Source organism: Ciceribacter azotifigens (assembly GCF_048159625.1).
GTDB classification, from domain to species: domain Bacteria; phylum Pseudomonadota; class Alphaproteobacteria; order Rhizobiales; family Rhizobiaceae; genus Allorhizobium; species Allorhizobium azotifigens.
Genome location: NZ_JBLQTA010000023.1, coordinates 38,569 through 56,313 on the forward strand (window position 1 = coordinate 38,569; position 17,745 = coordinate 56,313).

Consider the following 17,745-nt stretch of genomic DNA (forward strand, 5'->3'; position numbering starts at 1 on the left):
CCGATGATGCCGCAGGAAGTTCTGCCGCCCAGGCAGGAAGAGAGAATGTGGTGGATGGATTGCCCCAACAGGCCTGCGGATGCGACGGGGGGCGAGACCACGTCGCCCTCACGCCCGTCGAAAAGGCCGTCGAAATCGCGGTCGGCATGGTGCAGCCGTTAACGGCTGTGGAAGACGTCGCCGTCCACAAGGCTCGCGGGCGGGTGCTGGCCCGGAGCCTCCGCGCCGGACGCCCGATGCCGTTCTTCGACAATTCGGCGATGGACGGCTTTGCCATCGCTCTTTCCGATTTCGCGGGTGAGGGGCCTTGGCATCTCCCGGTGGCCGGCACGATTGCTGCCGGTGCGGCGGCGCCCGTCCTCACGGCAGGAACGGCCTTGCGCATCTTCACCGGTGCGCCGGTTCCCGCCGGCTCGGACGCGGTGGTGATGCAGGAGAAGTGCGACGACCAGGGCGACACGGTGTTGGTTCACATTCGCTCCGGGCACGGTGACAACATCCGCCGGGCGGGCGAGGATATTGCATCGGGCGATCTGCTCGTCTCGGCGGGCACCATGCTGGACGGTCGCCACGTCGGTCTTCTTGCCGGCAACGGTCATGCTCACATTCCGGTCCTTCGCCGGCCGCGGATCGCGGTGCTTTCGACCGGCGACGAGCTCGGAGACGAAGGTGCCGGTATTCACGACGCCAATCGACCGATGTTGCTTGCGCTTTGCGAAGCGCTCGGGGCCGAGACGACCGATCTCGGCATCTGCCCGGACGACATGGAGAGGATGACCGACATCTTCCGCGCATCGGCCGGCCGCTTCGACCTGATCGTCACGTCCGGCGCTGCCTCGGTCGGCGGCAGGGATTTCGTTCGGCCGGCACTCCTTGCCGCCGGCGGAACGGTAGAGGCCTGGCGCGTCGCGCTCAAGCCCGGAAAGCCCGTGTTCTTCGGTCGCCTCGCAGGCACGCTGGTGACCGGATTGCCGGGAAATCCCCTGTCGGCCTATGTCGGCTTCCAGCTTTTCGTCGCCCGCCAGATCGGCGCGATGCTCGGGCTTGGCGGCCATAAGGCGAAGGTGGAGACGGCCGTGGCCGGCTTCGAATGGGCGCGCAAGCCCGGACGGACCGAGTATCTGCCGGGGCAGGTCGCCGGCCGAAGCGAGAGCGGCCTGCCGATCGTCGAGCCCCTCGGGCATGGCAGTTCCGCGACGCTGATGCCGTTGTCTCTGGCCGACGGCGTCATCATACTCGCTGCCCATTCCACGCATGTGGCGCGCGGCGAAGGCATCGAGTGGATCCCATTTTGCGGGACGGATCCCTCATGGAAGATCACATGACCGAGCTCACCTTTCCGCTTCAGGCGGCCATTAGCGTCACGAGGGACAGCCCGGTAGACGATATCCTCAAGGCGACTGCGCTGGCGCTCGGCGCCGACGGGCGAAAGGTCATCGGCTTCCTGCAATGGGAAGGCACGGGCGACGGCGAATGCTGCGGCGAGATTGCGCTCCAGGATATAGGGACCGGCGAACGCGTCAGGATCTCGCAATCGCTGGGCTCCGGCGCGCGCGGGTGCAGGCTCGACCCGCGGGCGCTGGCGGAGGTCGCGGGCACCCTGCTGGCGCGCCTTGACGACGATACGGACCTGCTCATTCTCAACCGTTTCGGCAAGGGCGAGTCCGAAGGGCAGGGATTTCGAGCCGTCATCGAGGAGGCTTGCATCCGAGGAATCCCGGTGCTGACGGTCGTGCGGGACGAATATCTGCCCGCGTGGCAAAAATTTTCCGGCGAACTCGGGTGTCTTCTCGCGCCTGATCGGCAAGGCGTCCTCGATTGGGCGCGGCGTGCGGTGCGGGCAGCAAGGAACCTTCGCGATGCGGCATGAACGAGGGTTCGCCCCGGCAACTGAGTTGACGCGCGCTCCCTTGGTCGACGGTTTCGGACGGCGGGTCACCTATCTGCGTCTGTCCGTGACCGACCGTTGCGATCTACGCTGTGTCTATTGCATGAGCGAGCAAATGACTTTTCTGCCACGGCGCGAGGTGCTGACGCTCGAGGAGCTCTATCGGCTGGCCTGCGTGTTCATCCGGGGCGGTGTGCGCAAGATCAGGCTGACGGGTGGCGAACCGTTGGTGCGCAGGAACGTCATGCAGTTGTTCGAACTTCTTGCACCGCATCTGGACAATGGCGATCTGGACGAAGTGACCCTGACGACCAACGGCACACTTCTCTCCCGTCATGCCGGGGCTCTCTTTGCGGCGGGCGTGCGCCGCGTCAACGTCTCGCTCGACACGCTCGATGCCGACCGCTACGCGCAGATCACACGCCGGGGCCGGCTGCAGCCGGTCCTCGACGGTATCGACGCGGCGCTCTCCGCCGGCCTCAGGGTCAAGATCAATACGGTCGCGATGTCCGGAGCGTTCGAAGACGAGGTGGATGACCTCATCCACTTCGCCCATGGACGCGGAATGGATCTGACGCTCATCGAGGAAATGCCACTCGGGAATACCGGCCACGACCGCCGCGGCAGTTTCCTGTCTCTCCAGCATTTGCGCCGATCGCTCGAGAAACGGTGGACACTCGTCCCTGTCCCGGACCGCAGCGGTGGACCCGCTCGCTATGTACAGGTCGCTGAGACGAATGGCCGCCTCGGATTCATTACGCCCTTGTCTTGCGATTTCTGCGCAAGCTGCAACAGAGTGCGCGTCAGTTGCACCGGCGAACTCTTCACCTGTCTCGGGAAGGAGGGATCGATCGGCCTTCGCGATGCTCTGCGCGGGTCGGGCGACCTATCCGCAATTGACCAGTTGATCCGCGGTGCCTTGTCTTGCAAGCCGAAAGGCCACGCATTCGACCTCTCTCGTCCTGCGGAGAGCGGCATCGCGCGTCCCATGTCCGTTCTGGGCGGATGATGACGCCGCTGCCCGGATTGTGGGTTCCCCTGCCGGGGAAACCCCTCGCGTCCGATTGCCCCTCGTCACGTATCTCGGATGTCCGGCCTATTTCGTCTCCAGACCGTTGAGTCTGGCGATGAAGTCGGCGAGATGCGGCACGTAGTCTTCCGGTCCGCTGCCGCCACCAGCGACGGCGACGGCGTAGGAATTCTTCGTGGCACTGGCGAGCGGCGTTGCGACGGTTGCCGCATTTGCCATGGATTCCAGGTATTTGAGATCCTTGTAGGCGTTCGACAAGGTGAAGCGGTGCGCTTCCCTGTTGCCTTCGAGGACATAGCCCATGAAGGTCTGGTAGAAGCCGCTGTCCATGCGGCCGCCGCGGATCACACTGTCGAACCGGTCGACCGAGATCCCGACCTTGCGTGACAGCGCTATCGCCTCCGCGAAGAGCGCCCCCATGCCCAGCGCGATGAAGTTGTTCAGGAGCTTCATCCGGTGGCCGTCGGCGATGCCGCCGATGTGAACGATCTTCCCGGCCCAGGTCGCGATCACCGGCCGGATTCGTGCGAAGATCTCGTGGTCGGCGCCGACCATCGCATCGAGCGTGCCTTCCCAGGCCTCTTTTGGCGTTCGGCTCAAGGGGGCATCGGCGAAATGGACGCCGAGTGCCTTGAGCTCGTCCGCCAGTCGGGCGGTAACCGTCGGGTCCCCCGTCGAACAGTCGACGACGACTCCCCCGCGGGCGAGCTTCGGCTTCATCGCGCTGACGACGGCTTCAACCTCTCTTGAGCTGGTGAGGCAGAGAAAGACGATAGTGGACGCGGCTGCAAGCTCTTCGAGCGATTTCGCTTCCGTCGCACCGCGCGAAACGAGGTCTTCGATCGGCTTGCGGTTCCGGTGGGCGATGACCGTCAGGGGATATCCCTTTTCGACGATGTTCTTGGCCATGCCGTGACCCATAAGGCCGACCCCGACGAAGCCCACCGTTTCATTTGCCGTCGTATTCATAGTTTTCTCCTGCGAATGTATCGAAAATAGGGTTTGCTGATCGGCGCGGCCGGTCAGGGAAGGGCGAAGCGTCGGCGCAGATCTGCGACCTGTTCGGGCGTCAGGACGCGCTTGGCGTGGTTCTGCAGCATCAGGAAGAGTTTGGCCGTCTCTTCGAGCTCTTCGGCTGCATACTGCGCATTGGCGAGACTCGTCCCGGCGACGACCGGTCCATGATTGGCAAGCAGCATGGCATGATGCCGGCTGGCGAGGCTGCGCACCGCCTCGGCGAGTGCCTGATCGCCGGGTGCGTAATAAGGAACGAGGGGCAGGCGGCCGACGCGCATGACGTAATAGGCGGTCAGCGCCGGCAACACATCCTCCGGATCGACATCAGCCATGATGCTCACCGCGGTCGAATGGGTCGAATGGAGATGCACGACCGCGCCGGCATCCGGACGCTCGCCATACATCGAAAAATGCAGGAACGCTTCCTTTGTCGGCGCGTCTCCGTCGATGAAACGGCCCTCCGCGTCGAACAGGGACAAGCGGGATGGATCGAGGTTCCCGAGCGAGGCATTGGTCGGCGTCATCAGCCAGCCGCCATCGGACGTCCGGACCGAGATATTGCCCGTCGAACCGGAGGTCAGCCCCCTTTGAAACAGCGACTGTCCGACGCGGCACACCTCGTCACGCAGACGGTTGAGATCATGCATTTTCTGTCTCCGCTTCGAGCAGTTTCCAGGCCTTCAGGAAGAAGTCCGAGGCACCGAAGTTCCCCGATTTGAGTGCCAGTGCGAGGTCTGGACCTGAAATGCTGCGCGTCCACGGTACGCCCGGATCGATCTCCGGCCCGATGAGCAGGACCCTGACTCCGAGTGCCTCGACGATCGCTCCGGACGTTTCTCCGCCGGCGACGAGGAAGCGGGAGAAGCCGGCGCCGGCGAGGCGACGCGCGACATCCGCCAGGGTTCTTTCCACCAGCGCCCCGGACTCATGACGCCCCATCCGCGCCTGGATCGCGGCCAGCTCGTCGGGGCCGGCACTGGAGTAGATCAGCGGCGGTCGATCGGCCGGCGTGGCGATCGCCCACTGGGCGAGATCGGCGGCCGTCTGGCGCCCATCCGCGACGGCGGTGATGTCGAGCCGCAGCGCGGGCAACCCGACAGTCTCAGCTGCTTCGATCTGGCCGCGTGTCGCCGCCGAGCACGAGCCGGCGAGAATTGCCGCGCGGCCGGCCGGGGCTGCCATCCGCGCCTCCCTTGGGGGCGGTACGAACCTGTGCGTCTGCCGGAAATTCTCCGGCAGTCCCATGGCGACGCCGGAACCGCCCGTCACGAGCTTCATCCCGGCGCAGGCCTTGCCGATGGTCCTGAGATCGGTGTCGCTCAGGGTATCGACGATCAAAATGCGCTTGCCGGAAGCGTACTGCTCGGCAAAGGCGGCCTTCACTGCGTCGGGGCCCTTTGCGATGGTCTCGGCCTGCACGAGACCCACCGGCCGGCGGCACTGCCGCTGCAGCACGCGGACGAGGTCCGGATCACGCATGGGGGTGAGTGGATGATCCTTGAGCGGACTTTCCGAGAGCAGCCTGTCGCCGACGAAGAGGTGCCCCTTGTAGACGGTGCGCCCCGCGGCCGGAAAGGATGGACAGGCGATTGTCACCGGCGCGCCGGTCAGATCCTGCAGCGCTTCGGCGACGGGGCCGATGTTCCCGGCATCCGTCGAATCGAATGTCGAGCAGTATTTGAAGATGATCTGTTCGGCCCCGGCGGCGAGAAGCGCGCGGGCCGAGGCGCATGACATCTCGACCGCTTCTGCGGCCGGTATCGTGCGCGATTTCAGGGCAACGACGACGGCGTCCGCGTCAGTAAGCTCGACATCATCGGTCGGCACGCCGATGACCTGGACTGTGCGCATGCCCTCGCGAGAGAGCATGAGGCACAGGTCCGTGGCCCCGGTGATGTCGTCGGCAACAGCGCCAATCAGCACATTCTTCCTCCCAGATATGACTGCGGCCGCCCGGCCGCGGGCCGGCCCTCCGGAAACGCATCGAAGCCGTTGATCTTCTGTCGAAAATAAGGGCTTGCAATGGAATTCGCAGATGGGCTAACCATGTTGTGGCAACGCTATCATTACTTTTCCGAGGCAGGAAAAGCAAGCGCCGGCGAAGCGGCAGGAAGACGACGGATCAGAAGGTGTTTTCATAGATGAGCAAGCAAACGGGTTTGAAAGTCTGCGTCGTCGGGCTCGGGTCCATGGGAATGGGAGTCGCCACCTCGCTGTTGCGCGCCGGCTTCGAGACGACCGGTTGCGACGTCAGTGAGGCTGCCATGGCGCGGTTTGTCGAGGCGGGAGGCAGAGCGATCGGGGATCCTGCCAAGGCGGCAGAAGGCGCGGATGTCGTCATCACCGTCGTCGTGAATGCGGCGCAGACGGAAACTGTCCTTTTCGGTGAGCGCGGCGTGGTCACGGCCATGGCGAAGGGTGGTGTCGTTCTTTCCTTCGCGACGATGGGGCCGGATCTCGCCCGCGGCTTCGAGGAACGGGTGGAGGCGCTCGAGCTGGATTATATTGACGCACCTATCAGCGGTGGCGCCGGCAAGGCCGCCGCGGGTCAGTTGACCATCATGGCGTCGGGCCGGCCGGCGGCCTTCGACAAGGTCCGTCCGGTGCTCGAGGCGATCGCGCAGAAGGTCTACGAGTTGGGGGATCGGGCGGGAATCGGCGCTTCGTTCAAGATTGTCAATCAGTTGCTGGCCGGTGTTCACATTGCGGCTGCATGCGAGGCTATCACTTTCGCCAAGGCTTTGGGGCTGGACATAGACAAGGTCTACGAAGTCATCACCGCGTCTGCCGGCAACTCCTGGATGTTCGAAAATCGCGTACCGCATGTCCTCGAAGGCGACTACACGCCGCGAAGCGCGATCGATATCTTCACGAAGGATCTGGGGATCGTCTCCGATATCGGGCGGGACCTGAAGTTCCCGCTATCGATCGCCTCGACGGCCCTTCAAATGTTCATCATGACCTCGGCCGCCGGCATGGGGCGTGACGACGACGCCTCGGTTGCCCGCCTTCTGGCGCAGGTCGCCGGACTGAAGCTGCCAGAAGCGCCGGGGAGGCAGTGACATGCCCCGCTTTGCCGCAAATCTGACCATGATGTTCAACGAGGCCGAGTTCCTCGATCGGTTCGCGGCCGCGGCCGCCGCCGGGTTCGAGGCGGTTGAGTTTCTGTTCCCCTACGACTTCGAACCGGACGTCGTCCGCGCGCGGCTGGAGACTGCCGGCCTGACCCAGGCGCTGTTCAATCTCCCGCCCGGCAATTGGGCGGCCGGAGAGCGCGGGCTGGCTGCGCTGCCAGGGAGGGAAGAGGAGTTCCGCCAATCCGTGGAGACGGCACTGCGCTATGCGCGCGCGACCGGCGTCGGTCGCTTGCACGTGATGAGTGGGCTCGCCGACCGGTCGGACGCGAAGGCCCGTGCTACGTACCGTTCCTCGCTGGCGCTTGCCAGCGACAAAGCCGGGGAGGCGGGTCTCGACGTGCTGATCGAGCCGATCAATCCGCGCGACATGCCGGGCTATTTCCTCAGTGATTTCAATTTGGCGGCCGACCTCATCGCCGACATGGGTCGTCCCAATCTCAAGCTCCAGTTCGACATCTATCATCGCCAGATCATCCATGGCGACGTGATCCGCGGGCTGCGCGAATTGATGCCGATCATCGGCCATATCCAGATCGCGTCGGTGCCGGCGCGCAACGAACCGGGGACCGGTGAGCTCGATGATTTCCGGGTCCTGCGGGAACTCGATGCCCTCGGCTATACCGGCTACGTCGGCTGCGAGTATCGCCCTGCGGGCGACACCGTCGCCGGGCTGGGCTGGCTGAAGACGTTCGCCGGCTAATCCGGCTGGGCTTCGAGGCGAGTCCTGGAAGCAGGTCGAAAGGCGGGTCCCGGGCCCGCCTGTCTTCATCAGATTTTGCCGAGGTCCTCGTAGCTCTGATGCAGTGCCCAGTCGCCGGCGCCGAAGCGCTCCCTGGCGAAATTGTGCTGATGCCAGTAGGGGTAGATGTAGGGGAGACGGCTGACGCCGTTTAGCCGTTGCAGTTCCTCGGGCGTGAGCGTCAGGTCAGTCGCCGCGATGTTTTCCCTGAAGTGCTGTTCCGTCAGTCCGCCGACGACGACCGAGGCAATTGCCGGTCGTGACAGGGTCCAGGCGAGCGCGACCTGTGCCGGCGTGACGCCTCGTGCTCCGGCGATCTCGACCAGAACGTCGATGATGTCCCATAGGCGGTTTTCGTCGCGAATGGGAGGTTCGCTCCACCCGGCCGCCTGACGGGAGTCGGAAGGTGTCTGATCGCGGCGGAACGCGCCAGAGAGAAGACCGGCCGCAAGCGGACTCCAGACCATGACGCCAAGGCCCTGATCCACGGAAACCGGCAGGAGTTCGTATTCCGCTTCCCGAGCCTCCAGCGTGTAATGGATCTGCTGCGTGACGAAGCGGGGATAATTCTTGAGATCTGCGACCGCCAGCGCCTTCATGATGTGCCAGCCCGAATAGTTAGAGCAGCCGATGTAGCGGATTTTGCCTTGAGCGACCAAGGTGTCGAGCGCCGAAAGCATCTCCTCGACGGGAGTCAGTCCGTCCCATTCGTGCATGAAATAGATGTCGATATGGTCGGTTCGCAGGCGCTTGAGGCTCCGCTCGCATTCGCGGATGAGATGATAGCGTGACACGCCTTCGTCATTGGGGCCGTCGCCGATCCGCATTCGCGCCTTGCTGGAGACGAGAACCTTGTCGCGGCGGCCTTCGAGAACTTCACCGAGAATCTCCTCGGATCGTCCCATGGAGTACATGTTGGCGGTATCGAAGAGGTTGATGCCACCGTCGATGCACGTGTCGACCAGCCGTTGCGCCTCCTTGACGCCCTGGCTTGCGACCATGGCGAAGTCGCCTTTGCCGCCGAACGAGAAGGTGCCCATGCTCACTGCCGAGACCCTGAGGCCAGAGCGGCCGAGTTGCCGATATTCCATGCGTTACTCCCTGGATTGGTCTTGCCGGGAAGGATGCCCGACAGCATTGATGTTGTCGTCTTGATCTGCGGTTGCCGGTCATTTCACCGGGGGCTGGCGCCTGCCGAAAGCTGCTCCCTGACGTGGCGCATGCCGAGTTCGGGGCTGGTCAGTACCGGCACGCCACCCGGCTCGGGACCGAGAGGGGCGAGTGCATTTGCCATCGACGCCTGGGCGAGGACGATCAGGTCGACCTTCGGCGCAAGCCGCCGGAAACCTGCGACCACAATGGCATCGTGTCCCTCGCGGTCGCCGGCCGAGAGGCGCTGGAACGCCCCCTCGCACAGCTCTTCCGTAACGCGGCAATCGGCGCGCCCGGTATCGGCCGCGGCCCTCCTGATGACGTCGCCGGTGGGGCCGAGCGTCGTCGGCAACGTCGCCAGTACGCCGATCCGCGACGATTTCGACACCGCTTCCATGGCCATGCCCGTGTCGATGCGGAAAAGCGGCACTGGGCAAAGGCGTCGCGCGGCATCGACTGCCGGACCGAGGGACGAGCAAGTGACGAGTACGGCGTCGGCACCGCCATCGACGGCCGACCAAATGTACTGCGTCAGGCGCCGCATCGTCGTCTTCGAGAGGCTGCCCTCGCGGATCGTGTTCTTCAGCAGGCTTTCATCGAGAATGTTGAAGGGCTCCCAGCCGTCCAGTTCACGCCTGGCAAGCGCGTCCAGCGTCGGCACGAGGCCTGCGACGGTGTGAATCATCGCGATGGACATAGCGGCCTTTGTGGTGTCGGGCATTAGTGGACTCCCCGGTTCTAATTCTCGCCCGCAATCATGTTCGAGCAGATCTCAATGTGACAGCGCTGCCATACTATCGTCTATATTCGGATGAACGCAACAGACAAAAAACCGCTGTGTCTCCGTCATCATCGGGAAAATTGCGGGAATCCGCAGATGGCATGCGAAGATCCGCAAATCGTAAAAAGCCGGTTGACAAGACCGATGAGTTGAACAAGAAAATGACAGCGCTGCCACTTGATGGCCGTTCAATCGTCAATTCTCGACCGAAGAAAGGGCGACAGGGACGGCCAAAGGGGTTGAGGAGCCCCTTGGGTCAAGGCGGCAGCGCACCGGAGCAACTTTTTGGGAGGAATGAGAAATGCTTGCGACCGATCAGCACCAATCCGCGTCCGGATCGCTTCATTCCCGCCTGCTGACCGAAGCCGGTAAACTGTTCCAGGTGCGCGAGTTTAACGTCCTGATCGCGCTGGTCGTGGTCGGCGCACTGATCAGCTTCTATACGCCCTATTTCTTCACGACGAACAACCTGATGGGTGTGTTCCGCGCCTTTTCGCTGACGGCAATCATGAGCATCGGCATGGTGATGGTGATCATTACCGGGGGCATTGACCTGTCCGTCGGATCGGCCATGGGGCTTGCCTCGCTCGTGACCGCTCTCTGCTTTAGCGCGGGTTACCCGACCGAGATCTGCGTTGCCGCGGGTCTGGGTGTCGGCGTGGTTTTCGGCCTCTGCAACGGCCTGCTAATCACGTTTATCGGCTTGCCGCCATTCATCGCGACCCTTGGAACACTGAGCATCGGGCGTGGGCTGATGTACATGATCACCCGGGGCGTGCCGGTGACACCCGAAACCCCCGAAGGTTTTGCCGTCCTCGGGCAGGGGTATATCGGGCCCGTGCCGGTTCCGGTCATCATCATGGTTGTCCTGATGCTGCTCTTCGCGGTCATCATGCGCCGCACCCGCTTCGGCCGGCATGTCTATGCCACCGGCGGGAACGAGCACGCCGCGCGCCTGAGCGGCGTCAAGGTCGACCGCATCAAGCTGTCTGTCTACGTGCTCTCTTCGACGATTGCCGCATTGGCCGGCGTCATCGGCTTCTCCCGCTATCTCTCGGCCGAGCCGGCTTCCGGCTTCGGGTCCGAGCTCGATGTCATCGCCGCCGCCGCGATCGGCGGAGCGAGTCTGGCCGGCGGTGCAGGGAGTGTGACCGGCGCGGTCATCGGCGCGGCGCTCGTCGGCGTCATCGCCAACGGCGTCGTGCTGCTCAACATCAATACCTATGCGCAACAGGCCATCACCGGCGGCGTCATCCTGATCGCCGTGAGCCTCGACGTGCTGCGGAGCAGGATCATGGGAGGAAAGAACTGAGCCAAGAAGAATGAGCATGCCGAACGTCTAAAACCAATCACGAAGAATCCAGGCTCGAGGAGAGCTTGCTGAGGAGGAGGATTTCATGCGTGTACTTTTCAATTCCGCTCGTGCGGCGATCCTGACGATGTCGCTGCTGGCAACGGGTGCAGCCTTTGCCAAGGACAAGGCCGACATTACCGTCGCCGTCGTTCCGAAGGTTGCCGTCCCGTTCTTCGACGACTGCAACACCGGTGCGAAGGAAGCTGCCGACAAGCTCGGCGTGCAGTATCAGTGGGTCGTTCCGCAGAACACCCAGGGTTCTACGCAGGTCAAGATCATCGAGGACCTGATCGCGCGGCATGTCGACGGGATCGCGATCTCGGTGAACGAACCGAAGTCGGTCGAAGGCATCATCAAGCAGGCCGTCGATGCCGGCATTGCCGTTCTCACCTTCGACAGCGACAGCGCCAACAGTGGCCGCAGCATGTATATCGGCACCATCAATGAAGCCGCTGGCGAAACCATGGGCAAGGCGATGGCGGAAGCCATCGGCGGCGAGGGCAAGGTGGCGATCGTCACCGGTCAGCTCGGCGCGTCGAACCTGAATGAGCGCATCGCCGGCGTGAAGAAGGCACTCGAAGCCTATCCGAAGATCACCATCGCTGCCACCGAAGGCACGGAGGATGATCTCGCTCGCGGGGTGTCGGTGACCGAAGCGCTGCTGCGTGCCAATCCGGACCTCAAGGGCATCTTCGGTATCAGCCAGGTTGGCGGTCCCGCGGTCGCCAAGGTTCTCGCCGAGAAGGAGTTCTCCGACCGCAAGGGTGTACTGAAGGTGTTCGCCTTCGATGACCTGCCGGACACGGTCAAGGGCGTCAAGGACGGCTTCATCGACGGCATCATGGTCCAGCGTCCGGTCACGATGGGACGTCTGGCCGTCGAGCACCTGGTGGCGCAGATCACCGGTGAAGAGAAGAGCCCGGCGGACGTCGATACCGGCGTCACCGTCGTCACGGCCGAAAATCTGGGCAGCTACACGAAGTAACACCTGCAGAACTCGGGTGCGGGAGCCGAGTGCTTCCGCATCCATTCACACCGGACCGGGATTCGAGCAGACCATGACCCCATTTCTCGAAATGCGAAACATCTCAAAGACCTTTCCCGGCGTGAAGGCGTTGAAGGGGGTCGATCTCACCCTCTATCGCGGACAGGTTCATGCCGTCGCGGGCGAGAACGGGGCCGGAAAAAGCACGCTGATGAAGATCATGACCGGCGTGCAGCGCTGTGATCCCGGCGGTACCATTGCGGTCGACGGCGAGGAAGTCGTGATCTCCGATCCGGTGCATGCCAGATCTCTCGGCATATCGATCATCTACCAGGAACTCGCGGTCGTCGATAATCTCTCGATCGCGGAGAACATCTTCCTCGCCCGCGAACCGTTGAATGCGGCCGGACTGATCGACCGGCGGAAGATGAATGCGGCGGCCGCCGCCGTTCTCACCGAACTCGACATGAAGCTCAATCCGGCGATGCTGGTCGGCGATCTCAGCATTGGACAAAAGCAGATGGTCGAGATCGCGCGGGCGATCTCCTATCAGTCGAAACTCATCATCATGGACGAACCGACCGCGTCGCTGAGCCATCATGAGGCGACGGTCCTGCTCCGAATGGTCAAGCGGCTCGCCGCGCAGAATATCGGCATCGTCTACATCTCGCATAGGCTCGAGGAGATCTTCGAGATCGCCGACATGGTGACCGTCATGCGCGACGGCGAGACGGTGGATTCCAGGCCCATCGGCGACATGACGCGTGACCTTCTGGTGCGCAAGATGGTCGATCGCGAACTGTCGCAGTTCTTCGGCGAACACGTCTCACATGCCACCGACGAAGTGCTGTTGTCCGTGCGCAATCTCGGCATGTACCGGCCGACGCATCATTCCGCCAATGTCAGGGATGTGAGCTTCGAACTGCACAGGGGTGAAATCCTCGGCTTTTTCGGACTCATCGGAGCGGGTCGCACGGAGGTCATGGAAATGATCTTCGGCAGCCGGGCCTATGTCGGCGAGATCCTGATCGATGGCAAGCCGGTCAGGATGAGCGACCCTTCGGTCGCGATCGGCGAGGGTCTGGGCTTCGTGACCGAGGACCGCAAGGGGCAGGGGCTCGTGCTCGACATGTCGGTCCGCGAGAACTTCAGCCTCACGCATCTTGCGGACTATTGCCGGCTCGATTTCGTCGATCGCGGCCGTGAAACGAAACGCTGCCGGGAGTTCATCCAGGCGCTCGGGATCAAGACGCCGAGCCCGGAACAGAAGGTCGTCAATCTGTCGGGCGGCAACCAGCAAAAGGTCATCATCGCCAAATGGGTGGCCCGCAAGCCGCGCATCCTCATCGTCGACGAGCCGACCCGCGGCATCGACGTCGGTGCGAAGGCCGAGGTCCACGCCCTGCTCAACAAGCTGGCTGAGGAAGGCATGTCCATCATCGTGGTCTCCTCCGACCTGCCGGAAATTCTCGCCATCAGCGACCGGGTGATCGTCCTCAAGGAGGGCCGCATCACCGGTGGCTTCACCCACCAGGAAGCCAGCCAGGAAAACGTGATGTTCGCCGCGACGGGCTAACCCGCGCAAGGCGACATCCCCAACAGAAATATCAGCAGCAATGGAGCATGAGATGAGCAAACGCATTATGTTCACCGGGGGAAGCGGCAAGGCTGGAAAGCATGTCGTTCAGTACCTCGTCGAACAGGGCCACCAGGTCCTGAACATCGACACCAAGCCGCTCGACAATCCCAAGGTCCGGACGCTCATCACCGACATCACCGACAGTGGCCAGGTGTTCAACGCGTTCTCGAGCTATATGGGCCTGCACGAATTCGATCCGTCGCTGAGGGCGCAGCCCGTGGATGCGGTCGTCCACTTTGCGGCGATCCCGCGGATCATGCTCACGCCGGACAACGAAATGTTCCGCATCAACACGATGGGGACCTACAACGTCATCGAGGCGGCCGTGAAGCTCGGGATCAAGAAGGTGATCATCGCCTCGTCCGAGACCACCTATGGCCTTGTCTTCGCCAACGAGCCTCGCCATCCCGTTCACTTCCCGCTAGAGGAGGATTATCCGGTCGATCCGATGGACAGCTATGCGCTGTCGAAAATCTGCAACGAGAAGACCGCGCAGGCCTTTGCGCTGCGGTCCGGGATCGACATCTATGCCATCCGCATCGGCAACGTGATCGAGCCGCACGAGTACGACCTCTTCCCCAAATGGTTTGCCGATCCGGGCTTCCGCAAGAGAATTGCGTGGAGCTATATCGATGCACGGGATCTCGGTCAGATCGTCGACCGCGCCATCCACAAGGACGGGCTGGGCTTCGAGGTGTTCAACGCCGCCAACGACGAGACCTCTTCCGATCTCCCGACGCAGGAACTGATCGACCGCTTCTATCCGGGCGTCAAAGTCACGCGTCCGATGGGAGAGTACGAAAGCCTGCTGTCCAATCGCAAGGCACGCGAGATCCTCGGCTTCCGGGAGCAGCACTCGTGGCGGAAATACGTCAAGCGGAAGTGATAGGCATTCGCCGTTCGCGCCACGGCCTCTTGTGAAACAAGTCGTCCGGCGCTCTTCGCAGCGCCGGACGACTTGGTATAAAGGTTCTACGGGAACGAATGGTCGGAATGAGCCGACAGGTCTTCTTGAACCGGCACTGGAGCACAAAGAATGGGAGAAGCTACGCCACCGAGACTGCGTCTGCCCGACAGGAAGAGCAAGGTCACCGTCAAGGATGTTGCCCAGCGTGCCGGCGTCGGGGAATCGACGGTTTCCCGCATCATGCGCAACAAGGGCCCGGTTGCGGAAGAAACGCGAAAAAGGGTGATGGAGGCGGTACGCGCCACCGGCTACGTGCCGAACAAGATTGCCGGCTCGCTCGCCTCGCTCGATTCGCACCTTGTCGGCGTCGTCATCCCTTCACTGTCGAACATCGTCTTTCCCGAAGTGCTCCAGGGCATCCACGCCGCGCTGCGGGACGGGGAGAACCAGCCGGTCATTAGTGTCACCGAATACGACATGGACCGCGAGGAAGCGGTCGTTCGCGGGCTGCTTTCGTGGAAGCCGAGTGCAATCCTTATTGCCGGCTTCGAACATACCGATGCGACGCGCCGCATGCTCATTCAAAGCGATATCCGCGTCGTGGAAATGATGGATATCGATGCGATCCCGATTGATATCGCCGTCGGCATGTCGCACCGGCGCGCCGGATACGCAACCGGGCGCTATCTTGTCGGGCGCGGCTATCGTCGCTTCGGCTATGCCGGCCACGACTGGACGGCGGACCGACGCGCGCGTCTTCGCTACGACGGCCTTGTCGATGCCCTGCGGGATGAGGGTCTGACGATCACGGCGGAAGCAGTGGCGGAGGCGCCGAGTTCCGTCGGCGTCGGCAAGGAGATGACGGCACGGCTCTGTGCCGAGCATCCGGAGCTCGATGTCATCGTCTATTCCAACGACGACATGGCGGTCGGCGGCATCTTTCACTGCATGGCCGCGAATATCACCATCCCGGACCGGCTGGCGATTTTCGGCTTCAATGGTCTCGATATCGGCCGGGAATTGCCGCAGCCGCTGTCAACGATCCGCTCGAACCGCTTTCTCATTGGCCGCACCGCGGTTGAAAAGGCGTTCGAGTCACCACAGCGCCCGCCGGAACCTTCGGTTTTCGACACCGGCTTCGAGGTGTTCGCCGGCGCGACGGCGTGATGCGTCGGCGAGGCCCGGCATCGTCACTTGACGCAATGGTTCAATGAGCCTCGGCGACGTCGCTTTGACCGCGAGGAAGGTCGGACCTGGCCGGAACGGATCGTCGTGACGAGACGGAGGATGTCATTCCGGTTTGCTTTGATTTTTCAACATTGATGAGGTTGCCGACGAGGGGCGCGAGATTGTGGGGAGGGGGACTTGCCGGTTTCTCCGCCTCCCTTCAGCGGAGTGCCGTCAAGGGATCGAGGAAGCAATCGTTCAGATATCCCTTCAAGGCGATGAAACAGACGAAAACTGGGAACTTCTGCACTTAGCTGCGTGCGAATTCCAGAAGCGCAGCGATGTCATGGTTGTCCGCGGCGCGTAATGCCGCAACGTAGCGTGCCCGCAATTCGCCAACGGTGGCGAGACTGCCACCGCCCCAGGTAAAAGGATCACCGCCGAGGCGCTCGATCAGGAGGTCGGCCGCGAGACGTGCGTGGCGCCCGTTCCCGTTCGGAAAAGGGTGGATGGTAACGAGGCGATGATGGAATCTGATTGCTATCTCATCCGGCGAAAAGGTCTTGTTTTCAATCCAGTAACGGATGTCGCACAATAAGCTCGCGAGCTCCATTCCAATACGATAAGCCTGTATACCGATGTTGCGCTCCGTCGTCCGGAACGTGCCGGCCCATTGCCAGACCTCTCCAAACATACGCTTATGTAGCGTCCGCATGAAGTCTTCGCTGAGCATCCGCTCGAGTGGCAAGCGCCTCCGGCCACGCGCCCAGGCGCCCTTGACGATGCTTTCCTCTTCCGCCTCGTTTAGGTCGCGGCGGTGAGTGATCCAAGTCTGGAGCAAACCCTCCCGTTCCTGCGGCTCAAGCGGTGTTGCGTCATCAGGTTCTTGGATAAGATCTGTCATACTTCGTTCCAGAGATCACGTTCCGAGAGCCTATCGCGGATGTATGCCTGGACACGAGATTCGAAATCCGCATTGTCCGTGCCTTGGGCTTCCAAACGCATCGTATGCGCGACGCGCTGGAGTTCGCGTGTTGCGATCTTGCGCGCCCGCGCCTCGACAACGGCTTCAAGCGCGCTGTTTGGAACGAGGGCATAGACGAGCGTGCAATCCAGCGCCTCGGCGGCGCGGCGCAGGGTGTTGAGTTGGATCGTCTCTGCTGCTTCCGACTTTTCAATTGATTCAACTGTTTGCGGCCGGACCCCAATGCGCGCGCCCAGCTGCGCACCCGTCATGCCGAGGGCGTCGCGTAGCGCTCGTATCCATCCCTTCGGCGGTGCTCTAAACCGATCAGTTGGTTGGAGCGCCTGAAGTCTTTCGTCAAGCCGTGTCCGCGCTCTTTTACGAATGTCACTCTTCATGTCTCAGCCTGAAAATTGATTTTCGCTCAAAGTTATCAGCATATAGACTGACTATCAACCGGATTCTTTCAGCCTATAAGTTGTGTGACGCTCTTCTAACGTCAGTCTCTAGTCTGAATGTATTCTATTTTGATCAGTCCTTGGCCTGATCTTCGGCCTGGAAGAAGCCTGCTGTGGGGCGCCCGACGTCTTTAGCTCCGACGGCTGACGCGAGGATCGTCCTGACAAGTTCCGATGATAGAAGGCCGGCCAGCCGCTTCCAGAAGCTCCGTGGCTACGCGGGGAACGGGCTTGATACGGAGGCCATTATCGCGATGACGCGTGGCGGATCGCGGACTGGTGTACTGCCGGAGTTCTTCATTGGTGCACAAGCCGCAGTGGCGACGTTTTTGCTGATGCGAGACGTCTGTCGCTACACGACGTATTTCCCGACGGTTAAGTTGATGGCACCGAAATTCTGATGCCGCAGTGTCGGTCGCTCCCAGTACCAGCGCCTGGTTGCACCACTTGTGCAAGCTAATGGTGGAAGTTCCATAAGCTGTCTTATGCGATCTTTGGGTGTAGCCGGGGCAGATTCCAATTTCAAA

At 62.3% G+C, this 17,745-nt stretch carries 17 protein-coding genes and 1 pseudogene; 11 read left to right on the forward strand and 7 right to left on the reverse strand.

Translation table 11 applies throughout. The features are described from left to right. Positions 1-50: 50 nt before the first annotated feature. From ACM6UT_RS21760 to moaA, 3 genes are read left to right on the forward strand one after another with little or no spacing between them, the layout of a single operon-like run. Positions 51-1,325, forward strand: coding sequence for a molybdopterin molybdotransferase MoeA (locus ACM6UT_RS21760; RefSeq protein ID WP_416799416.1), 1,275 nt, complete (start codon positions 51-53; stop codon positions 1,323-1,325). Continuing rightward, positions 1,322-1,870, forward strand: coding sequence for a DUF2478 domain-containing protein (locus ACM6UT_RS21765; protein ID WP_416799417.1), 549 nt, complete (start codon positions 1,322-1,324; stop codon positions 1,868-1,870). The genes ACM6UT_RS21760 and ACM6UT_RS21765 overlap by 4 nt, the downstream gene beginning before the upstream one ends. Then, positions 1,860-2,897 carry a GTP 3',8-cyclase MoaA gene (gene moaA / locus ACM6UT_RS21770; RefSeq protein ID WP_416799418.1) on the forward strand — a complete coding sequence of 346 codons (1,038 nt, stop codon included), beginning with the start codon at positions 1,860-1,862 and terminating at the stop codon, positions 2,895-2,897. Before ACM6UT_RS21765 ends, moaA begins: the two co-directional genes overlap by 11 nt. Positions 2,898-2,984: 87 nt before the next feature. On the opposite strand, the gene ACM6UT_RS21775 is transcribed toward moaA, so the two are convergent. The 3 genes from ACM6UT_RS21775 to otnK are packed head-to-tail and all read right to left on the reverse strand — an operon-like array spanning position 2,985 to position 5,858. Further along, positions 2,985-3,908: an NAD(P)-dependent oxidoreductase gene (locus ACM6UT_RS21775; RefSeq protein WP_416799433.1), complete on the reverse strand. Its 924-nt coding sequence runs from the start codon at positions 3,906-3,908 to the stop codon at positions 2,985-2,987. Positions 3,909-3,940: 32 nt separating this feature from the next. Next, positions 3,941-4,582: a 3-oxo-tetronate 4-phosphate decarboxylase gene (otnC, locus tag ACM6UT_RS21780; protein WP_416799419.1), complete on the reverse strand. Its 642-nt coding sequence runs from the start codon at positions 4,580-4,582 to the stop codon at positions 3,941-3,943. Beyond that, positions 4,575-5,858, reverse strand: coding sequence for a 3-oxo-tetronate kinase (otnK, locus tag ACM6UT_RS21785; RefSeq protein ID WP_416799420.1), 1,284 nt, complete (start codon positions 5,856-5,858; stop codon positions 4,575-4,577). The genes otnC and otnK overlap by 8 nt, the downstream gene beginning before the upstream one ends. A gap of 218 nt (positions 5,859-6,076) precedes the next feature. On the opposite strand from otnK, the gene ltnD reads away from it, so the two are divergent. Next, positions 6,077-6,997, forward strand: coding sequence for an L-threonate dehydrogenase (gene ltnD, locus ACM6UT_RS21790; protein ID WP_416799421.1), 921 nt, complete (start codon positions 6,077-6,079; stop codon positions 6,995-6,997). A 1-nt stretch (position 6,998) separates the two neighbouring features. After that, complete coding sequence (gene otnI / locus ACM6UT_RS21795) at positions 6,999-7,772, forward strand: 2-oxo-tetronate isomerase (protein WP_416799422.1); 774 nt, start codon at positions 6,999-7,001, stop codon at positions 7,770-7,772. A gap of 68 nt (positions 7,773-7,840) precedes the next feature. On the opposite strand, the gene ACM6UT_RS21800 is transcribed toward otnI, so the two are convergent. Then, a complete protein-coding gene (locus ACM6UT_RS21800; protein ID WP_416799423.1) occupies positions 7,841-8,902 on the reverse strand; it encodes an aldo/keto reductase in 1,062 nt (353 codons plus the stop codon). Between the two features lie 83 nt (positions 8,903-8,985). Beyond that, positions 8,986-9,684, reverse strand: coding sequence for an aspartate/glutamate racemase family protein (locus ACM6UT_RS21805; RefSeq protein ID WP_416799424.1), 699 nt, complete (start codon positions 9,682-9,684; stop codon positions 8,986-8,988). A 361-nt stretch (positions 9,685-10,045) separates the two neighbouring features. On the opposite strand from ACM6UT_RS21805, the gene ACM6UT_RS21810 reads away from it, so the two are divergent. From ACM6UT_RS21810 to ACM6UT_RS21830, 5 genes are all read left to right on the forward strand, one after another. Beyond that, complete coding sequence (locus tag ACM6UT_RS21810) at positions 10,046-11,056, forward strand: ABC transporter permease (protein WP_416799425.1); 1,011 nt, start codon at positions 10,046-10,048, stop codon at positions 11,054-11,056. A gap of 85 nt (positions 11,057-11,141) precedes the next feature. Beyond that, complete coding sequence (locus ACM6UT_RS21815; RefSeq protein ID WP_416799426.1) at positions 11,142-12,083, forward strand: sugar-binding protein; 942 nt, start codon at positions 11,142-11,144, stop codon at positions 12,081-12,083. A gap of 73 nt (positions 12,084-12,156) precedes the next feature. Then, positions 12,157-13,659 (forward strand): sugar ABC transporter ATP-binding protein, encoded by a 1,503-nt coding sequence (locus ACM6UT_RS21820; protein WP_416799427.1) that lies wholly within the window; start codon positions 12,157-12,159, stop codon positions 13,657-13,659. A gap of 52 nt (positions 13,660-13,711) precedes the next feature. Then, positions 13,712-14,608 carry an NAD-dependent epimerase/dehydratase family protein gene (locus ACM6UT_RS21825; protein WP_416799428.1) on the forward strand — a complete coding sequence of 299 codons (897 nt, stop codon included), beginning with the start codon at positions 13,712-13,714 and terminating at the stop codon, positions 14,606-14,608. Positions 14,609-14,758: 150 nt separating this feature from the next. Next, on the forward strand, positions 14,759-15,796 hold the full coding sequence (locus tag ACM6UT_RS21830; RefSeq protein WP_416799429.1) for a LacI family DNA-binding transcriptional regulator: 1,038 nt from the start codon (positions 14,759-14,761) through the stop codon (positions 15,794-15,796). 310 nt (positions 15,797-16,106) lie between these two features. Here the strand turns inward: ACM6UT_RS21830 and ACM6UT_RS21835 are convergent, their stop codons facing one another. Then, positions 16,107-16,700, reverse strand: a complete 594-nt coding sequence (locus tag ACM6UT_RS21835; RefSeq protein WP_416799430.1) for a mobile mystery protein B — start codon at positions 16,698-16,700, stop codon at positions 16,107-16,109. Next, the gene (locus ACM6UT_RS21840; protein ID WP_416799431.1) at positions 16,697-17,158 is read right to left on the reverse strand and encodes a mobile mystery protein A; all 462 of its coding nucleotides are present in this window, start codon (positions 17,156-17,158) and stop codon (positions 16,697-16,699) included. Before ACM6UT_RS21840 ends, ACM6UT_RS21835 begins: the two co-directional genes overlap by 4 nt. Before the next feature lie 323 nt (positions 17,159-17,481). On the opposite strand from ACM6UT_RS21840, the pseudogene ACM6UT_RS21845 reads away from it, so the two are divergent. Further along, positions 17,482-17,619 (forward strand): annotated as a pseudogene (locus ACM6UT_RS21845) (DNA-binding protein); the annotation flags it as partial. Positions 17,620-17,745 lie beyond the last annotated feature (126 nt).